Below are 19,240 nucleotides of genomic sequence, written 5' to 3' on the forward strand. Positions count from 1 at the left end.
CAAAGAGTGGAATGAATGAAACGGGGGGAACCGTACATGGCAAGCCGGGAACAGGAACAGCAAACATTTTATGGACCAAACCTTGGATACATCATTGAATTGTATGAACGCTTTTTAGAAGATGCTTCTTCTGTTGATGAAGAAACACGGGCCTATTTCGAACAAAATGGTGCTCCGGTCGCAGAATCAGTAACTCAGCAACCGATCGAAACGGGAGATTTCGAAAAGTACTTGGCAGCGAGTCGCTTAGCGGATCAAATTCGAGCGAAAGGTCACCTTGCGGCTGACATCTATCCGCTGAAAGATCATCCGCGGGAAACGGAATTGCTGGAGCTTCGTCAGTTCGGATTGACGGAAGCCGATTTACGCGGCATGCCGGTCACGCTTGTTTGTCCGGAACCGCCGGGACATCTGAAGGATGCCTATGAAGGAATCGAACATTTAAAAGCACAGTATACAGGTGCGGCAGCCGTTGAGTTCCAACATGTCGATGATTTGGAAGAAAAGAAATGGTTACGCCAAAAAATTGAACAAGGTGCATTGACGGCACGTTTATCGGTCGAACAGAAAAAGCAGTTATTCAAACGGCTCGCCGAGACGGAATTATTCGAAAAGTATCTCCATAAAACGTACGTCGGACAGAAACGGTTCTCGATTGAAGGACTTGACGCGATGGTTCCATTGCTCGACACGATCGTTGGACATCTGATTGCCAACGGGTCGGAAACGATCAATATCGGAATGGCGCACCGGGGAAGATTAAACGTCTTGGCGCATGTTTTAGGAAAACCGTATGAAATGATTTTCGCGGAATTCCAGCATGCACCGAACCATGATCTGGTCCCTTCCGAAGGGTCAATCGGCATCACGTACGGCTGGACGGGAGACGTGAAGTATCATTTAGGGTTAAACCGGAAGATGGAGCAACAATCAAGTAACGTCCGGATGACGCTTGCCAACAATCCGTCTCACCTCGAGTTCGTCGATCCTGTCGTCGAAGGTTTCACACGGGCAGCGCAAGATGACCGTTCACAAAAAGGGGCACCGCGTCAGGAACAGGGAAAAGCCGCCGCCATTCTCATTCATGGAGACGCTGCCTTCCCGGGACAAGGAATCGTTGCTGAAACGTTGAACCTGACGAATTTGAAAGGTTATAACACAGGCGGAACGATTCATATCATTGCCAATAACACAATCGGCTTTACGACGGAACCGACGGATTCCCGTTCGACCCGTTATTCGAGTGACTTGGCAAAAGGGTATGAGATTCCGATTTTCCACGTCAATGCGGATGAGCCGGAAAGTTGTTTGGCAGTCGCATTGCTTGCCAGCGAATACCGCGCGACGTTCAACAAAGACGTCTTGATTGATTTGATCGGATACCGTCGCTTCGGACATAACGAGATGGACGAGCCGATGAACACGAATCCTGTTCTTTACGATTTGATCCATAAACACGATTCAGCCCGTGTCTTATATGCGAAGCAACTGGTCGAACAAAATGATGTAACGAAAGAAGATGTCACGACGATTGAATCGGACATCAATGACATGATGAAAGCGGCACGTGAGAAAGTTCCGAATGTCGAAAAAGAGTACGGCGGCATCATGCCGGACGTCGTCTTCAAAGGTGTCCCGCACATCGAGACCGGCGTCGCGGTTGAAAAATTGACGGCTTACAATGAACAGTTGCTCGAATGGCCAAGCGGATTCAATGTCTTCCATAAACTTGAAAAAGTGTTGAAACGCCGGACCGACGCGTTGACGACGAAAAACGGTATCGACTGGGGACATGCGGAAACGTTGGCATTCGCCTCGATTCTTTCCGATGGCACACCAATCCGGCTCAGTGGTCAGGATTCGGAACGGGGAACATTTGCCCAGCGGAACATCAATTTAAATGATGTCAAAACCGGCAAATCGTTTTCACCGATGCACAGCTTGAAGTCAGCAACGGCCTCATTTGCTGTCTACAACAGTCCGTTGTCGGAAGCAGGCGTTCTCGGATTCGAATACGGTTATAATGTGTTCGCACCGGAAACACTGGTGTTGTGGGAAGCCCAGTACGGCGACTTTGCCAACTCGGGTCAAGTCATCTTTGACCAGTTCATCTCGGCAAGCCGTGCCAAATGGGGGCAGACTTCCGGACTTGTCATGCTGTTACCACACGGATATGAAGGACAAGGACCGGAGCACTCGAGTGCCCGTCTGGAACGTTTCCTGACCCTGTCAGGTGAGAAGAACTGGACGGTCGCCAATGTATCGAGTGCGGCCCAGTATTTCCATCTGCTACGCCGTCAGGCCGCGATTCTTGGAAAAGAAGAAGTCCGTCCGCTTGTCGTCATGACACCCAAAAGTTTACTCCGCCATCCACTGGCGACGTCCGATCTCTCGGAACTGACAGACGGTTCATTTAAACGGATCGTCGAACAGGACGGTCTCGGACAATCACCGGAACAGGTGGAACGAATCGTCTTCTGCAGCGGAAAAGTGGCCATTGATTTGGCGGAAGCCGTTTCAAAATCAGATGATGATTTCAACTGGTTGCATATTGTCCGGATTGAAGAAATTTATCCGTTCCCGGCCAAGCAGTTAAATGCTTTGCTTGAACGTTATCCGAATGTCAGTGAGTTTGTCTGGGTGCAGGAAGAACCGAAAAACATGGGGGCTTGGACATACATCGAGCCGCGTCTTGAATCGGTTGCCGTCAATGGCATTACAACGGTCCGTTACATCGGCCGTCGTCGACGTTCAAGTACGGCGGAAGGTGATCCGACAGGACATAAAGTCGAACAGGCGCGGATTCTGACAGATGCCTTGACGCGGACGACAGTCAATCAACCGAGCACATCAGCTACTTCCGAAACAAATGTCTAAGCTACAATCAAGTGGGGTCAAACACGAAAAGAGTCTTAGGGGGACGAATTAACATGGAAATCAAAGTGCCAGAACTTGCAGAATCGATTACAGAAGGTACGGTCGCATCGTGGTTAAAACAACCCGGCGATCAGGTAGAAAAAGGGGAAGCCATCGTCGAGCTGGAGACAGATAAAGTTAACATCGAAGTACCGTCTGATGAAGCGGGTATCCTGTCTGAAGTAATGGCAGCCGAAGGGGATACAGTCCGTGTCGGAGAGACGATTGCCATCATCACGGCAGGCGGGGAAGCGGCACAACCGGCAGCAACAACGCCGGCACCGGAGCAAAAAGAAGCACCGGTTGCACAGGAACCGAAAAAAGAACAGCCGGCACCTGTTGCCGCGACTGAAGCGACGTCGGTTGCCGATCGTCCGATCGCATCACCGGCTGCCCGGAAAATGGCCCGTGAAAAAGGAATCGATTTAGCGCAAGTCGCGACACAAGATCCACTCGGACGGATTCGTGTCCAGGATGTCGCGACGTTTGAAGTCGCTCCGCGTGAACAAGCAAAAGCACCGCAAGCGCCGGCACCACAAGCAGCACCGCCTGCAGCTCCGGGTAAACCGGAAGAACGGATTAAAATGTCACGTCGCCGTAAAACGATTGCCAACCGTTTAGTAGAGGTTCAACAAACGGCAGCGATGTTGACGACGTTCAATGAAATCGATATGTCGGCTGTCATGTCATTACGGAAGCGCCGCCAGGAAAAATTCGTCAAGGACAATGAAGTTAAGCTCGGTTTCATGTCATTCTTCACGAAAGCGGCCGTTGCTGCGCTGAAAAAAATGCCGTATCTGAACGCCGAAATTCAAGGGGACGAAATTGTTCTTAAGAAATTCTACGATATCGGAATCGCTGTTTCCGCACCAGACGGCTTGGTTGTACCGGTTGTCCGTGACGCCGATAAAAAGAACTTCGGTGAAATTGAAAAAGATATCATCAATCTGGCCGTCAAAGCCCGGGACAACAAGCTTGGCCTATCGGATTTGACAGGCGGGACATTTACGATCACAAACGGCGGAACGTTTGGATCATTGATGTCGACACCAATCCTGAACGGACCGCAAGTCGCGATTCTCGGGATGCATGCGATCAACCTGCGTCCGGTCGCCATCGACGCCGAGCGGATGGAAAATCGTCCAATGATGTACGTTGCACTTTCCTACGACCACCGAATCGTTGACGGGAAAGAAGCCGTCACGTTCCTGAAGCACATCAAAGACTTGCTTGAAGATCCGGAGTCATTGATTTTTGAAGCTTGATTCAATCATTTTTACTCCCTGTTTCCGTCGCGGAAGCAGGGAGTTTTTATGCACTCGTTCAAGCGGATGTGACAACTCTGTCACGGAATCTATACAGAAGATTACATGGAATTCATAAATTCTTCATCAACAGCCGATAAGATACATCTGTACGTTACTTCGAAGGGGGAACCAGAAATGTTGAAACAAATCGGTGTCACGGTAGTCGCAGGAATGATCGTCGCAAGCGGTACAACGAGTATTGAAGCAGCGGGGAAAGCGAAAGGACTGCTCGATCCAAATCGAGTTGTCAACATCGCTCACCGCGGAGCATCCGGTTATGCACCGGAACATACGATGCTTGCCTACGATATGAGCCATAAAAAATTTAAAGCGGATTATATTGAAATTGATTTACAAATGACGAAGGACGGTCAACTGATTGCGATGCACGACGAGACGGTCGACCGGACGACAAATGGTACCGGAGCCGTCAAGGATAAAACGCTTGCGCAAATCAAGCGTCTCGATGCGGGCAGCTGGTTTAACGAAACCTATCCGGCGTATGCCAACGCGAATTATAAAGGACTGAAAGTGCCGACATTAAACCAAATTTTTGACCGGTACGGCAAACAGGCCAACTATTATATCGAAACAAAATCTCCGGAAGTTTACCCGGGTATGGAGAAAAAGCTTTTGGATACGTTACGTCGTCACGGGTTATCAAGTAAACAGTTCAAACCGGGACAAGTCATGATTCAATCGTTCAGCCGGGACAGTTTACTGAAGGTCAAGCAGTTAGATCCGAAGCTTCCGCTTGTCCAACTGCTTGAGGGACCGCAAATGACGGATGTCACGGATAAGGAATTAAAGACGATCCAATCGTATGCTGTCGGTATCGGACCATCATTTAAATCGTTGACACGACAAAATACGAAACAAATCCGGAATGCTGGATTGTTGCTTCATCCGTATACGGTCAATGAAAAAGTAGATATGCAACGGATGCTTGATTACGGTGTGACCGGCGTCTTTACGAACTTCGCCGACCGGTTCAATGAAGTTCTGAAACATACAAAAAAGAAATGATTCCTTAAAAAGTCAGTTTCCGGATCCGGAAACTGACTTTTTTTGTTCGAACGGCATCCAAATCTCTTTCCGTTACGTATACTGTTAAAAGCACATCCTTTATTTTCGATTAGGATCGAACATGATACGATGAAACAGCAGTGTGAAGTGGGATTTAAACGGGTTCCATGAACAGAAAGAGAGGAAAAACATGCGAATCACTCAATATACAGACTATGGACTTCGCGTCCTGATTTATTTAGGTCTTCACCGAGATGAAGTAACACCGATGCCGGCGATTGCCAATCACTACGGTATTTCTTCCAATCACTTGATGAAAGTGACACAACAATTGACGAAACTCGGATACGTGGAGTCGACACGCGGGCGGACCGGGGGACTTCGGCTGATCCGTGATCCGGAAGAAATCAATATCGGAAAAGTCGTTCGCGAGATGGAGCCGATGGATATCGTCGAATGTTTTGCGGCAGATGGTCATTGTGTCATTGAACCCCAGTGTCAGCTCAAAGGGATTCTTGCCCGTGCCTTGCGTGCTTTCATTCGGGAACTGGAACAACATACATTAGCCGAATTACTCAAAAATCCATATGAACTGAATTTGTTATTCGCAAAAACGGATGCGAACCCTTCACGTTAAGTGAACGGTCGCATCCGTTTTTTGTGTTCGTAGAGAAAAAGAACTGGGCTCATTTTAATTTAGGAGCAGGTCGTTTTTTAGGGGTGACATGCTCCGGATTTTTGGCAAGGTCATCCTGAACCGAACCTTTCCAAAGCGGAACATCACTGTAATAGGCGGCACGGGCAATTAAATGTCCGCCAATCGGTGCTGTGATTAAGACAAACACGATGCCGAGTACGACTCGGGACGAGAAAAATCCGTCTTCAGCGACGAAATAGATGATGACGCTGATAAGAATACTCATGACGCCGAGTGTTGCACTCTTGGAGGCGGCATGCGCACGTGTATAGAGGTCAGGTAACCGGATAAGGCCAAGTGCCGTCACGAGGCTAAAAAATGCTCCGATCAATGCAAAGGCAGCTACAAAAAAATCACTGATTGCGGTCACGTTCGATGATCTCTCCTTTCTCGATGAATTTCGAGAAGGCGACCGTCCCGATAAAGGCTAAAATCCCGATCAACAAAATGACTTCGAGATAGTTACTCGTCCGAAGAATAATTGAGACGAGACCGACGACGGAAATCAGGCTGATTCCGATCGAGTCAAGGGCGATGACCCGGTCGGCTACGGACGGTCCTTTAATGACCCGGTAAAATAAACCGAGCATGGATAGGAAGACGCCTCCTAAGGCAATGAATAAAATCGTCTCTAACATCAGCGGCTCACCTCCAGGATGGCTTTCTCAAAACTGTTTCGGATCGAGGCCACTGCATCATCCGCTTCCGGCATGTGCAGAGCATGGATGTACAATGTCTTGTTATCGTCCGAGATATCGACGACCAACGTTCCGGGGGTCAACGTAATCAACAGTGACAGCAATGTAATCTGCCAATTGTGTTCGAGTTCTGTCTCATAGGCGAAAATCCCCGGTTTAATGTCGAGGCGTGGCTTTAAAATGATGGACAACACTTCCAAATTCGCGACGACCAGTTCATACAAAAACCGAATGAACAATCGGATCAAGGCGATGAACGGTCCAATATAAAACCGGGTGCTGAACCCTCGCCGCATCGCGAACATCGCAATCAAACCGAGTAAGTAGCCGATGATGAACGATGAGGCGGAGAAGGAGTTAGCAAGAAACATCCAGAGGAATGCAAGCAAGATATTGAGTAATAACTGAAACGGCATAGGTTAATCCTCCTTCAGTACAGCTTGGATATAGAGTGTCGGATCAACTAGCGGATCGACAGCTTGCGAGATGAGCGGACGGACGGCTTCCGTTCCGATTCCATATAAAACGGTCATTGCGACTAAAGCGAGTGCAGGAGCCAGCAACTGTTTGGTCAGATGGCGTTTTGGACCGCTGTAAGTTTTCGGTGTCCCCCAGAAGCCGCGGATGAAAATCTGCATCACGGAATAAAGCACAAGTAGACTCGAAATCAAGACGACGAACGGACCCACGAGATCGCCGGCTTCAAAACCACCGCGGACGATCAACAGTTTCCCGATGAATCCGCTGAGCGGTGGAATGCCGGCAAGTGATAATGCCGCAATGAAATACGTCCAGCCAAGCAACGGATAGTCCTTGATCATACCACCCATATCTTTTAAGCGGCTGGATCCGGCAATACCAATCATCACACCGATCAACAGGAATAACGCAGCTTTGATCAGCATGTCGTGAATCAGGTAGAAGACGGCACCTTCAAGCGACTGCCGGGTCATGACAGAGACGCCGTACAAGATGACACCCACCGCAACGATGATGTTGTAAATCAGAATCTGTTTCACATCACGTGTCGCAAGTGCCCCGATGACACCGATGACGATCGTTGCGAGCGCCAGCCAACCGAGCAGTTGATGCGTGAACTGTTGCTGGTGTGAGAAGAACAGACTGTATGTCCGTAAGATACCGTAGACACCAACTTTTGTCAGCAAGGCACCAAACAGGGCAAGAACAGGTGTCGGCGGCACTTGATACGAACCGGGAAGCCAAAAGTACAACGGGAAGATGGCGCCCTTTAAGCCAAAGACAATTAAAAACAGAACCGCGATGACGCTGAGGATACCGGGTTGATTGATTTCAGTGATCTTTTGTGAAATATCAGCCATGCTGAGTGAACCGATGACCCCGTATAAAAAGGCGACGGTCATGACGAACAAGGCGGACGAAATGACGTTAATCAACAAATACTTCAACGACTCCCGAAGTTGAGCCGGCTTGCCGCCGAGAACAATCAGGACGTAAGACGAGATCAGAAATACTTCGAAAAAGACGAACATGTTGAAAATATCACCTGTCGTGAAGGCACCGTTGACACCGAGCAATAAAAATTGGACGGCGATGTAATAATAAAACCGTTGGTGCAAGTCGGACAAATAATACATTGAATACCAGATGACAAAAAAGACGAGCAGACTGGTCGTTAAGACAAGCAGGGCGGACAACATGTCCGACACGAGCGTAATACCAAACGGAGCCGGCCAGCTGCCGAGTGTCACGGTCAGAATGCCGTCTTTTCGGACACTGTACACGAGATAGATTGTTGCAACGATCGTCAAGAAAGTCGAAACAAGCGACACCGATCGTTGCAGGCGGAGTCGGTTTGGAAACAGCATCAAGATGACTCCGGTAATCAGCGGAATTAACAGCGGTAGTAATGGTAAATTAATCATGCATATCGGTTCCTTTCATTTCCTCCAGATTATCTGTTCCCAGTTCCTGATAAGCCCGATAAGCAAGTACAAGGAAAAATGCAGTCACACCAAAGCTGATGACGATCGCTGTCAAGACTAAGGCTTGTGGCAGCGGATCCGTATACTGGGTGACGCCGTCCTTGATGACAGGAGCGGCACCGGTCTTCAGACCACCCATCGTCATGACGAGCAGATGAGCAGCATGACTGAGTAAACCGGTTCCGATGATGATTCGTAAGACACTTTTTGAAAGAATGAGATAGACGGCACACATCGTCAAGATGCCTGCTGCAATCGCCATGATGATTTCCATGCGTTAATCACTCTCCCCAATCGTTTGAATAATTGTCATTGTCACACCAACGACCACAAGATAAACACCTAAATCGAATAACATCGCTGTATGCAAAGATGTTTTTCCAAACAGCGGTAAATTGAAGTAACCGTGGGCGTGTGTGAAAAACGGTTTGTTAAACAGCAGGGCACCAGACGCTGTCAGCACGGAAATCAACATGCCGACTGCCGTCATCTGTTTGTAATCAATCGGAAGAATCTGCCGAAGTGTCTTGATGTCAAAAGCCAATAGGACGAGAACCAGTGCCGAGGCGGTCACAAGACCACCGATAAATCCGCCGCCCGGTGTGTAGTGACCGGCGAAAAACAGGTAGACGGCAAACAAAAAGATGATAAAAGTGATGAATGTCGTCGAAGATTCCAATATGACGTCATTCGTATGCTTTTTGATCGGGTTTTTCATTTGTCGATTCCTCCTGTCTTGCGGAAATTGATCATCGCGTAAATCCCGAGTCCGGCAATCGCGAGCACACTGATTTCAAACAACGTATCAAAACCACGGAAGTCGACGAGAATGACGTTGACCATGTTCCCGCCGGCAGCAAGGTCCGCTACGTTGTCGATATAATACTGGGCAATCGAAGCAAATGACCGTTGGCTGAGTGAAGCGAGTGCAACGAGTGTAACACTTAAGCCGACAAGTGCGGAAATTGCTGCGTTTCCGAGTTTAAATTTAATCCGTTCCTCTTTCCGGCTGATTTCCGGCATGTGATAAAACACAAGCAGGAATAAAGCGACGGAGACGGTTTCGATGACGAGTTGGGTCAAAGCCAAGTCAGGTGCCCGGAATAAGACGAAGAACAGAGCGACCGTATAACCAACGACACCAAGTAAGATGATCGATGTCAAACGCGACCGGGCAAAGGTAATTGATAAGGCACTGCCGACAAGGACCAGGACCAAGACGACTTCATAGGCATGAACCGTACTGAGTGGGTTCACATCAAACCGGAAGGCATCGAGGAAATAAAGGCTCGATAATACCAGGACGACGATGAAACCAAAGATATACACGAGGTAGGAACGCATATAGCCGGTCATGACCGTATCATGGATAGCGGTCGAGGTCCGCTCACCGCGACGCAACAGGGCATCATATTGATGATTGAGCGAGACCTGCTTCGGCATCCGGTGATACAGGGAGCGCCATTTTGGCAAGGTCAGGAATAAAACGGTTCCGGCTGAGATGATCAGGACGGTTAAGAACAGTTCCAGATTAAATCCATGCCAGAGCTTGATCTCGACCGGAATCGTACCGCCGTTTGCGATGACTTTCGGTAAAATGGCTTCCGCTGCCGGACGAATCAAGGTGTTCGACAACAGGTTCGGGAACAAGCCGATCAAAACGACCAAGGACACGAGAAAAAGCGGTGGTAACAGCATACCGATCGGTGCTTCATGCGGTTTTTTCGGCAACTTGTCGAGTTGCTTCGGACCAAGGAATGTCCGGTAGACGATTAAAATGCTGTAGACGAACGTAAAGATACTACCGACGACGGCGAAGAACGGGAACAACAGACCAAATGTATCGAGATGGAATAAGCCGGACTCTGATACTTGAAGAACACCGGTCAAAAACATTTCCTTACTTAAGAAACCGTTGAACGGCGGTACACCCGCCATCGACAACGTGCCGATCGTCGCAATCGTGAACGTCACCGGCATCAGTTGCGATAAACCGCCGAGTTTCCGGATATCCCGTGTGCCGGTCTCATGATCGACGATTCCTGCCATCATGAACAGACTTCCTTTGAACGTGGCATGGTTAATCAAGTGGAAGACGGCAGCGACGGTTGCGACTGTATAGAGGCTGTCCGGTATGATGTCGACCTGCAATGCAGCTGCTCCGAGTCCGAGCAATGACATGATCAGACCGAGTTGTGAAATGGTTGAATAGGCTAAAATCGCTTTTAAATCAACCTGTTTGACGGCGTTCAATGATCCCCAGAAGAGTGTGAACATTCCGACAGACGACACCAGATAAAACCAGAGCGGTGTTTCCGCAAAGATCGGACTCATCCGGGCTACGAGGTAGAGACCGGCCTTGACCATCGTAGCCGAGTGGAGATAGGCGCTGACCGGAGTCGGTGCCTCCATTGCGTCCGGTAGCCAGATGTGAAACGGGAACTGGGCGGATTTCGTAAAAGCCGCCAGTAAAAACAGGACAAGCGATACGGTGAAGAGTGGATCACCGGAATAGGTGCCGACCGTCGCAAGCGATTCACGGATGCTGAATGAGCCGGACAAGAGCGACAGCAGGGAAATCCCGCCGAGCATCGACAGACCACCAAAAACAGTGATGAGCATTGATTTTTGGGCACCGTAACGGGAGCGTTCCCGTTCGTACCAATAGCCGATCAACAGGAAAGACGAAATCGATGTCAATTCCCAAAACAGATACATGACGATCATATTGTCGGACAAGACGATTCCGAGCATCGCCGTCATGAACAGGAGCAGATACACATAAAAATTATGAAGTGCTTCTTTTTTGGCATCGAGATAATAAATCGAATACAGCACGACGAGCGAACCGATTCCGGTAATCAATAACGCAAATAGTAAACCAAGCCCGTCGACGTAAGCCACGAAATTGATATCGAGCGAAGGAATCCATTTCATCGTTGCAACGACTGTTTTTCCGGCCATCGTCTGGCTGAGAAATTGACTGAAGTAAGCGACGAGCGTCAGCGGAACAAGCAGGACGAACCAGCCTGTGTGCACCGATCGAATTTTTTTATACAACAATGGAATGAAGAGACTGACGAGTAACGGCAACAAGATTGCCAAATGAAGCAATGACACATGATTCCCTCCTTTTCATATCGTTCATTTCATCGAAAAAATGAAAGAAGGACGCAGTACGCAAGCGAGCAGTCGTGCTTGTGACGAGTCCTTTTTTATCCAATCATTCGATTCTTATGAAGCATCTGTTAAAAGTATAACGTAGATTTCGGCTCTCTGCATGACCCGAACCTTCTTGAGGTAGTGCAGGAAAGCGGTTTTTGAATAAATTATTAAATATGTAGGAACACGGCAGAAAAACATGAAAAAAAGTTCGAAAAAATTTTTGAAGACGGCGGAAATTTGATTACAATAGTCTTTTTCAGGGAAAAACAATAAAGTCTAAAAATTCAGCGAACAGAGGTGTCGTCATGAAAAAGTCATTTAAACAAGGTTTAGTCATTGGGGGGCTCGCAGCCTTATCTGCGTTAGCTATCAAACGTTATAAGCAAGCAGGGAATTCGTCGCAAGGATTCAGTGATCCGACTGCACTCGACCGTCAGCAGAGTGTCGATGCAAAAAAAGATAAAACGGAAGTTGGATTAACACAACTCGATTCCATTCATCGCGCGGATTGGCAAGCCAATGGTTTCCCGCAAACACACGCTGAACTGGAACGTCTCGAAAAGGAAGAAAATCAGTAAAAAAACACGCTCTCCATTGGAGGGCGTGTTGTCATATAAGGAATTAAGCACTAGTTGAAACGAGCGCTTGAATCCGCTCGCTGTGTGCAGCATAAGAAGAGAGATGTTCGAATTGATGTAGAGTCAGTGTCGTCATCCGACTGTGACCGGTACTCGATTCAAGGAACAGGTACGCTTCGTTTTGATCCTGACCACCACCGTCGAAACGAATTTTTGCTGTGATCGTTCGTCCGTCGTTTGCTTGCATATAGATATCGTAACCGCCGAAATCAACCCGGTTAAAGCGATTAGCTTCACTTACGATTCGTTTAAAAGTTTCAATCAATGAATAAGACATACCATTTCCTCCTTATGTGAAAAGCACGTGACCTAAAAATATATCACCTATCAGTATCGAATATGTCTTTTCCCATTATATTCAAAAATTAAACCTTCAAAAAGAATCTTTTTTTGGGTTGATATGAAACGCGTTTCATACTTTATCATTAATCCTGACAGCGCGTGACTATCCGGATGATGGGCGTCAGCTGAGTTAGAACATGTGAAAGAATCTGGTTTCTTTTGCACAGGCGAACGGAAGCTAAACAAAAAGGAGTCGGACGTAGATCCGACTCCTTTTTGTGTATCAAAGCCGGTATGAGAACCGGCTGATGAATAAAACGAAGATCAAAGTTCGACGTTGTGATAGACTTGTTGGACGTCTTCGAGGTCTTCGAGCGCATCAATCATTTTTTCAAACTGTTGCACGTCTTCGTCAGACAGCGTCACTTCGTTTTGCGCAAGCATGACGAGTTCAGCGACTGAGAAGTCAGTGATTCCTGCCTCTTTCAACGTCTCTTGAACGGCATGGAACTGTTCCGGCTCGGCATAGATGATGACCGATTCCTCTTCTTCCAAGATGTCACGGACATCGATGTCCGCTTCCATCATCAATTCCAAAATATCGTCTGCCGTTTTGCCTTCAAAAGCAAAGATCGCTGTTGCATCAAACATGTAAGCGACCGATCCGCTGACTCCCATATTCCCGCCGTTTTTACCAAATGCAGCCCGGACGTCAGACGCTGTCCGGTTAACATTGTTCGTCAATGTCTCGACGATGACCATCGAACCGCTTGGTCCAAACCCTTCATAACGTAAGACGTCAAAGTTTTCTTCCGCGCCGCCTTTTGCTTTTTCGATGGCACGATCGACGATAGCACGAGGAACGCTATACGTCTTCGCACGCTCGAGAACGACTTTTAATGCCTGGTTGGATTCCGGATCCGGCTCACCTTGTTTAGCGGCCACATAAATCTCCCGGCCGAACTTCGCATAGACGCGACTAGTATTTTTGTCTTTCGACGCCTTTTTTTCTTTAATGTTATTCCATTTACGACCCATCAGAATCCACTCGCTTTCACATGACTTCGAATTAGTTAGGAACTGCTTGGTTCCTTCTGCTTCATCAGTATACCGCATAAGCTGTTGATTGCTAAACTGAAAAGATAGCAAATCCGCTGTTTTTTCGTGATTGACGTTTACATACAGTCTGAAATCGGGAAGTAAAAGAAGATGAAATGAAGAGGATGAAAGGGGAGGGACTTATGAATAAAGCAGCTGTGTTTCACCGGGCCCTGTCTCCGTATGTCTATACATACGATCAAGAAACGGTTCATATCCGCTTGATGTCAGCCAAAGGGGACCTGGACCGTATTGAACTGATCCACGGGGATCCTTATGAATGGGATGCAGAAAAAGAGGAAGATCGGGACTGGAACTTTGATCCTGATAAAGAAAAATTTTGGAAAACGGAGACGACAGACATGACGTTTGCCGGATCGGATGCGACACATGATTTTTGGTTCGTTGCCATCCGGCCCCCAAAGAAGCGGGTCCGCTACGGCTTTAACGTTCATGCTAACGGTGAATCGGCCGTCTATACGGAACGCGGCTGGTACGATGAAGTACCGCTCGATCATCCGGGCTACTACTTTGCCGTCCCATATATGAATGCGGTCGATGTATTTGATGCGCCGTCATGGGTCAAAGACACCGTCTGGTATCAAATTTTTCCCGATCGGTTCGCGAACGGGGATTTGACGAATGATCGTCCGGGTACCATCGCCTGGGGTGCCGAAGCACCGGCGTTTGACAATCATTTCGGGGGCGATTTTCAAGGAGTGATTGATCATATCGATTACTTAAAAGAGCTGGGGATTACCGGAATTTATTTTTGTCCGGTCTTTGTCGCACCGTCGAATCATAAATACGATACGTTAGATTATTTACGACTCGATCCGGCCTTTGGAACAGAAGAGACGTTCCGGGAAATGATTCAGTTGCTCCATCAAAATGGGATTCGGATTTTACTGGACGCCGTCTTTAATCACGTCAGCGTTGATCATCCGGCCTTCCAAGACGTCATTGCGCATGGCAATGAGTCGCAGTATGCGAATTGGTTTATGATGGACTCGTTCCCGGTCCAATCGACACCAGTGCCGAACTATGAAGTTTTTGCCTTTGAAGGGAATATGCCGAAACTTAATACGGCGCATCCTGATGTAAAAGAGTACTTGTTAAAAGTTGGGCGTTACTGGGTGGAAGAGTTCCACGTCGACGGATGGCGACTGGATGTCGCGAGTGAAGTGGATCATGCTTTTTGGCGTGAGTTCCGGCGTGAAGTCCGGGCAGCGAATCCGGAAGCCTATATTGTCGGCGAGTGTTGGACAGATTCACAACCGTGGTTGCTCGGCGATCAGTTTGATGCGGTCATGAACTACGGATTGACGGAAGCTTTCTTAACATTTTTTGCGACGAATGAAAGTACGGCGTCTGAATTCAGTCATGCAATCGTCAGGAATCTGAACAGCAATACGATGAATGTCAACGAAGTGATGTTCAATCTGGTGGATTCGCATGATACACCCCGTGCCTTGACGCGGGCGAATGGGGACCGTGACCGGATGAAACTGTTGATGCTGTCACTGCTGACATTCACGGGAAGTCCGGTCATCTATTACGGAGATGAAATCGGTATGACAGGCGGTCAGGATCCGGATAACCGGAAGTGTATGGTCTGGGATCAGGCGGAACAGGACAGGGATCTCTTGACGTATATCACAAAGTTGGTTGATTTACGGAAATCGCACCCCGCTCTCGCCAACGCGAGCGGCTATCAATTCGAACAAATGGATGATGAGACGGCAAGTTTCCTCATTCGTCGTCAGTCTGATGAAGCGACCTATTTGATTGGATTTAACAATGGTTCAGAAGAAATCCGCTTTGACTTGGACAAAGCAGCGGTTGATTTAATGGACGGACAACGGTATTTGGGAACCGTCACCGTACGTCCGTTGTCCGGAAAAATTCTCCGGGTGGAAACAACATAACCAAACTAAAACATCCGTTCAGGAACAATTAATTCCCTGAACGGATGTTTTGTTGTCTAAAAACGATCAGAAAAACGGGTGAATCAGCAAACCGCTTCTTAGTTTGGGTTCAAACCAGGTCGATTTCGGCGGCATGACTTCACCGGCGTCAGCGACCGCCATCAATTCGGTTAAGCTCGTCGGATGAAGGTGGAATGCGACGGCCATCGTGCCTTGGTCAACCAGTTGCTCGAGTCCATCATATCCGCGAACACCGCCGACGAACTGAATCCGTGCATCTGTTCGAGGGTCTTCAATTCCGAGGAATGGCGTCAATAATTCGTCCTGTAAAATGGCGACATCGAGATCTCCCTTAACAGATCCACGATTTTTCTCGTAATCCAGTGTATACCATTTTTGTTTGACATACATTTCGAAACGGTGTTTTTTGGTTTCCGTCGCACGTCCTTCGGTCACGTTGAACCGGCTGCTGAGTCTTTCGAGCAAATCATCAACCGACTGACCGTATAAATCTTCGACGACACGATGGTAGCCTTGAATGTTTAATTGATCACTTGAAAAAGAGACGGCGAGAAACAGACCAGCATCTTCATGAGGATTCAGCCGGGCGACTTGTGAAGCGGCTTCAGCCCGGTGATGACCGTCAGCAATATACAGGTGATCGTGACGGGCAAACTGGCTGCCGATCGTCATCATCGCATCACGGTCCGTAATTTTATAGATTGTATGCTCAATCCCGTCTTCAGCGGTAAATTGATAAAGCGGGGATTGACTCGTCTGTTCCGAGACGACACGATTCAGTTCATCATCCGGATGATGGGCCAGTAAAATCGGACCGGTATGGGCAGCGAGCGACTGAACGTGACGGACGCGGTCCCGTTCTTTATCCGGTCGCGTGAATTCGTGTTTCCGAATGATACCTTGGTCATAGTCCGCGACAGAGACACAACCGACAAAGCCGGTCTGCGTATGCGTCCCGTCGGTCAGACGATAGAGATAATAACTTTCGACGTCATCGGTCAGGAGAATCCCGCGTTCAATCGCTTCTTTGAAATGAAGGGCTGCTTGCTGATAAACACGCGAATCATGATCATCAATCAAGTCCGGTAATGTCACTTCGGCCTTATCGATTCGTAAAAAAGACAACGGACGGCGCCGGACTTCCAACCGTCCCTCCGCGCGATTGAAAACATCGTACGGGAGAGACGAGAACGCTTCTGCATATTTCGGATCAGGTCGCAAGGCATGGAAAGGTTCAAACGTAGGCATAGTCATCGCTCCTTAAAGTAATCTTGTTTTCAGTACACCGGGAATGGCGTTTAATTGTTCCAGTGAAATCGTTTCATCCAGATGGTTATCGATATCGATGATCGTGTAGGCGATACCATCCTTACTACCGTTGATCATATTGGCAATATTGATTTGTTCGGTCGCGAGGACAGAGGCGATTTGACCGACCATGTTCGGAATATTTTGATGGGCGATTGTCAGGCGACGTTTACCGGCATACGGCAATTCGACCGATGGGAAGTTCACCGCGTTCCGGATGTTGCCGGTCTCAAGGAACAGCTTCAATTGATCGACAGCCATGATGGCACAATTTTCTTCTGCTTCCGCCGTTGACGCGCCGATATGCGGCAGTGGAATGACACGAGGAAGAGAAAGAATGAAAGCATTCGGAAAATCAGTGACATAGTTAGATAACCGCCCTGATTTCAACACCGTTGCCAAAGCCTGTTCGTCAATTAATTCACCACGTGAAAAATTGAGTAATGTTGCTCCTTGTTTGACTTTTCCGAGTAACCGTTCATCGAGCAGATGTTGGGTGGAATCAATCAACGGCAAGTGGAGTGTAATGTAATCACTTGTCGTGAGCAATTCTTCAAGATTGGTGACGCGGTGAACCTGATTCGAGACGCGCCATGCAGATTCGACGGACATATGCGGATCGTATCCGGAAACCGTCATCCCGAGTTCGTGCAGTGTATTCGCTAAGCTGGCCCCAATCGCACCGAGTCCGACGATACCGATCCGTTTTCCGAGTAACTCTGTGCCGGCAAATTGTTTTTTGTTCGCTTCAATCCGTTCCGGGATGTCCGGTCCACGCAGGTTGTTGGTCCATAAGATACTGGGGATTAATTTCCGGGCAGTCAGGAATAAGCTTGCGATGACCAGCTCTTTCACGGCGTTGGCATTTGCGCCGGGGGTTGAGAAAACCGGAATTCCCCGATTCGCCAATTGGTCGAGCGGGATGTTGTTGACGCCGACACCGGCGCGGGCGACCGCTTTTAAGGAAGGCGGGAACTTCATGCCGTGTAAATCTTTGCTGCGGACGAGAAAAGCGTCCGCGGCCTCGATGTCTTGTTTGACGACATAGTGGTCGGTGAAGCGTTTTAACCCTTTTTCAGACACGTCATTCCATAGTTGTACATGATGCATTTACCGTTCCCCCTGTTCGAATCGTTCTAATACGGCAATCAGGGCATCGACGCCCGCCGTTGGCATTGCGTTATACAGACTGGCACGCATTCCTCCGACAGAACGATGTCCTTTTAAATTCACGAGCTGATGACGTTCTGCAAATTGCAGGAATTGTTCATCTAACTCTGTTTCACCGGTCGTAAAAGGAATATTCATTCGGCTTCGATCCTGTACAGCAACAGGATTTGAGAATAAGGTAGATTGATCCAAATAAGCATACAGGGAAGCGGCCTGCTTGCGGTTACGCTCGACGATTGTGTCGAATCCCTGCTCTTTGATCCATTCGAGGACCAGTTTCGTCAAATAGATGCTGTATGTGGGTGGTGTATTGTATAAAGAATGATGAGCAGCATGCGTATCGTACCGTAAATAGGATCCTAAACGGTCCGGTGTTCGTTGTAACAGATCCTCCTTTATGATGACAAGCGTCATACCGGCCGATCCCAGATTTTTTTGAGCCCCGGCATATATCACGTCAAACTGACTGACATCAATCGGTTCCGACAAGATGGAGGAGGAGAAATCTGCCACTAACGGGACATCGACTGTTGGAACCGAAGTAAACGTGGTTCCTTCGAGTGTATTATTCCAGGTGATATGGAGGTAATCGGCGTCAGAACGGATTGTATCGGTCGGGATCGAACGATAGCGGTCCGCTTTTGAGGAAGCAACGATATTGGTCTGAATAAAAGCCTCGGCATCCTGCATCGCTTTTTGTGACCAACTTCCGGTATCGATAAAGTCGACACGCTGACGGACAGTCGCTAAATTAAGCGGTAACATAGAAAATTGAAGGGTTGCACCGCCTTGTAAAAACAAGACACGGTAATGATCCGGAATTTGGAGAAGCTCCCGAAGCAGAGACTCTGTCTCCTCGATGATATGTTCAAATAAGCCGGAACGATGACTCAATTCCAAAACAGACTGTCCAGATCCTTGATAATTCAGAAGCTCGGATTGAGCTTTAAGTAAGACCGGTACCGGTAGGACTGCCGGACCGGCTGAAAAGTTAAATACAGTCATCGCATTCCGCCTCCAAT

18 protein-coding genes are annotated in these 19,240 nt (G+C 48.2%); 6 read left to right on the top strand and 12 right to left on the bottom strand.

Annotated elements, in window-relative coordinates:
• The first annotated feature begins 15 nt into the window (after positions 1-15).
• The 4 genes from N7U64_RS03085 to N7U64_RS03100 all read left to right on the top strand — a co-directional run bounded on the left by N7U64_RS03085 (position 16) and on the right by N7U64_RS03100 (position 5,886).
• Entirely contained in the window at positions 16-2,877 is a 2,862-nt protein-coding gene (locus N7U64_RS03085; protein WP_318928469.1) for a 2-oxoglutarate dehydrogenase E1 component, read from the top strand.
• A gap of 53 nt (positions 2,878-2,930) precedes the next feature.
• Positions 2,931-4,181, top strand: a complete 1,251-nt coding sequence (gene odhB / locus N7U64_RS03090) for a 2-oxoglutarate dehydrogenase complex dihydrolipoyllysine-residue succinyltransferase (RefSeq protein WP_318928471.1) — start codon at positions 2,931-2,933, stop codon at positions 4,179-4,181.
• 177 nt (positions 4,182-4,358) lie between these two features.
• Entirely contained in the window at positions 4,359-5,249 is an 891-nt protein-coding gene (locus N7U64_RS03095; protein WP_318928473.1) for a glycerophosphodiester phosphodiesterase, read from the top strand.
• 190 nt (positions 5,250-5,439) lie between these two features.
• Positions 5,440-5,886 (top strand): Rrf2 family transcriptional regulator, encoded by a 447-nt coding sequence (locus tag N7U64_RS03100; protein ID WP_012370574.1) that lies wholly within the window; start codon positions 5,440-5,442, stop codon positions 5,884-5,886.
• A 49-nt stretch (positions 5,887-5,935) separates the two neighbouring features.
• Here the strand turns inward: N7U64_RS03100 and mnhG are convergent, their stop codons facing one another.
• From mnhG to N7U64_RS03135, 7 genes are read right to left on the bottom strand one after another with little or no spacing between them, the layout of a single operon-like run.
• Positions 5,936-6,316 (bottom strand): monovalent cation/H(+) antiporter subunit G, encoded by a 381-nt coding sequence (gene mnhG, locus N7U64_RS03105; protein WP_318928475.1) that lies wholly within the window; start codon positions 6,314-6,316, stop codon positions 5,936-5,938.
• On the bottom strand, positions 6,300-6,584 hold the full coding sequence (locus N7U64_RS03110) for a Na(+)/H(+) antiporter subunit F1 (protein ID WP_012370572.1): 285 nt from the start codon (positions 6,582-6,584) through the stop codon (positions 6,300-6,302). Before N7U64_RS03110 ends, mnhG begins: the two co-directional genes overlap by 17 nt.
• On the bottom strand, positions 6,584-7,060 hold the full coding sequence (locus N7U64_RS03115; protein WP_012370571.1) for a Na+/H+ antiporter subunit E: 477 nt from the start codon (positions 7,058-7,060) through the stop codon (positions 6,584-6,586). The genes N7U64_RS03110 and N7U64_RS03115 overlap by 1 nt, the downstream gene beginning before the upstream one ends.
• 3 nt (positions 7,061-7,063) lie before the next feature.
• The gene (locus N7U64_RS03120; RefSeq protein ID WP_214764711.1) at positions 7,064-8,548 is read right to left on the bottom strand and encodes a Na+/H+ antiporter subunit D; all 1,485 of its coding nucleotides are present in this window, start codon (positions 8,546-8,548) and stop codon (positions 7,064-7,066) included.
• A complete protein-coding gene (locus N7U64_RS03125) occupies positions 8,541-8,882 on the bottom strand; it encodes a Na(+)/H(+) antiporter subunit C (protein ID WP_318928476.1) in 342 nt (113 codons plus the stop codon). Before N7U64_RS03125 ends, N7U64_RS03120 begins: the two co-directional genes overlap by 8 nt.
• A 3-nt stretch (positions 8,883-8,885) precedes the next feature.
• Positions 8,886-9,326 (bottom strand): Na(+)/H(+) antiporter subunit B, encoded by a 441-nt coding sequence (locus N7U64_RS03130; RefSeq protein ID WP_012370568.1) that lies wholly within the window; start codon positions 9,324-9,326, stop codon positions 8,886-8,888.
• The gene (locus N7U64_RS03135) at positions 9,323-11,728 is read right to left on the bottom strand and encodes a Na+/H+ antiporter subunit A (RefSeq protein ID WP_318928477.1); all 2,406 of its coding nucleotides are present in this window, start codon (positions 11,726-11,728) and stop codon (positions 9,323-9,325) included. The genes N7U64_RS03130 and N7U64_RS03135 overlap by 4 nt, the downstream gene beginning before the upstream one ends.
• A gap of 350 nt (positions 11,729-12,078) precedes the next feature.
• Between N7U64_RS03135 and N7U64_RS03140 the strand changes: the two genes are divergently transcribed.
• Positions 12,079-12,351, top strand: a complete 273-nt coding sequence (locus tag N7U64_RS03140; protein ID WP_318928478.1) for a hypothetical protein — start codon at positions 12,079-12,081, stop codon at positions 12,349-12,351.
• Positions 12,352-12,394: 43 nt separating this feature from the next.
• On the opposite strand, the gene N7U64_RS03145 is transcribed toward N7U64_RS03140, so the two are convergent.
• A complete protein-coding gene (locus tag N7U64_RS03145; protein WP_214764713.1) occupies positions 12,395-12,688 on the bottom strand; it encodes a hypothetical protein in 294 nt (97 codons plus the stop codon).
• Positions 12,689-13,017: 329 nt separating this feature from the next.
• Positions 13,018-13,731: a YebC/PmpR family DNA-binding transcriptional regulator gene (locus N7U64_RS03150; RefSeq protein ID WP_012370564.1), complete on the bottom strand. Its 714-nt coding sequence runs from the start codon at positions 13,729-13,731 to the stop codon at positions 13,018-13,020.
• Positions 13,732-13,934: 203 nt separating this feature from the next.
• Between N7U64_RS03150 and N7U64_RS03155 the strand changes: the two genes are divergently transcribed.
• Positions 13,935-15,719, top strand: coding sequence for a glycoside hydrolase family 13 protein (locus N7U64_RS03155; protein ID WP_318928479.1), 1,785 nt, complete (start codon positions 13,935-13,937; stop codon positions 15,717-15,719).
• A gap of 66 nt (positions 15,720-15,785) precedes the next feature.
• Here N7U64_RS03155 and N7U64_RS03160 read toward each other — a convergent pair whose 3' ends face one another.
• From N7U64_RS03160 to serC, 3 genes are read right to left on the bottom strand one after another with little or no spacing between them, the layout of a single operon-like run.
• Positions 15,786-16,988, bottom strand: coding sequence for a DUF1015 domain-containing protein (locus N7U64_RS03160; protein WP_318928480.1), 1,203 nt, complete (start codon positions 16,986-16,988; stop codon positions 15,786-15,788).
• A gap of 12 nt (positions 16,989-17,000) precedes the next feature.
• Positions 17,001-18,158: a phosphoglycerate dehydrogenase gene (locus N7U64_RS03165; RefSeq protein ID WP_012370561.1), complete on the bottom strand. Its 1,158-nt coding sequence runs from the start codon at positions 18,156-18,158 to the stop codon at positions 17,001-17,003.
• The gene (gene serC, locus N7U64_RS03170) at positions 18,159-19,223 is read right to left on the bottom strand and encodes a 3-phosphoserine/phosphohydroxythreonine transaminase (protein ID WP_318928481.1); all 1,065 of its coding nucleotides are present in this window, start codon (positions 19,221-19,223) and stop codon (positions 18,159-18,161) included. It abuts the gene before it with no gap.
• Positions 19,224-19,240 lie beyond the last annotated feature (17 nt).

The organism is Exiguobacterium sp. K1 (assembly GCF_033721435.1).
In the GTDB taxonomy this organism is placed as follows: domain Bacteria; phylum Bacillota; class Bacilli; order Exiguobacteriales; family Exiguobacteriaceae; genus Exiguobacterium_A; species Exiguobacterium_A artemiae.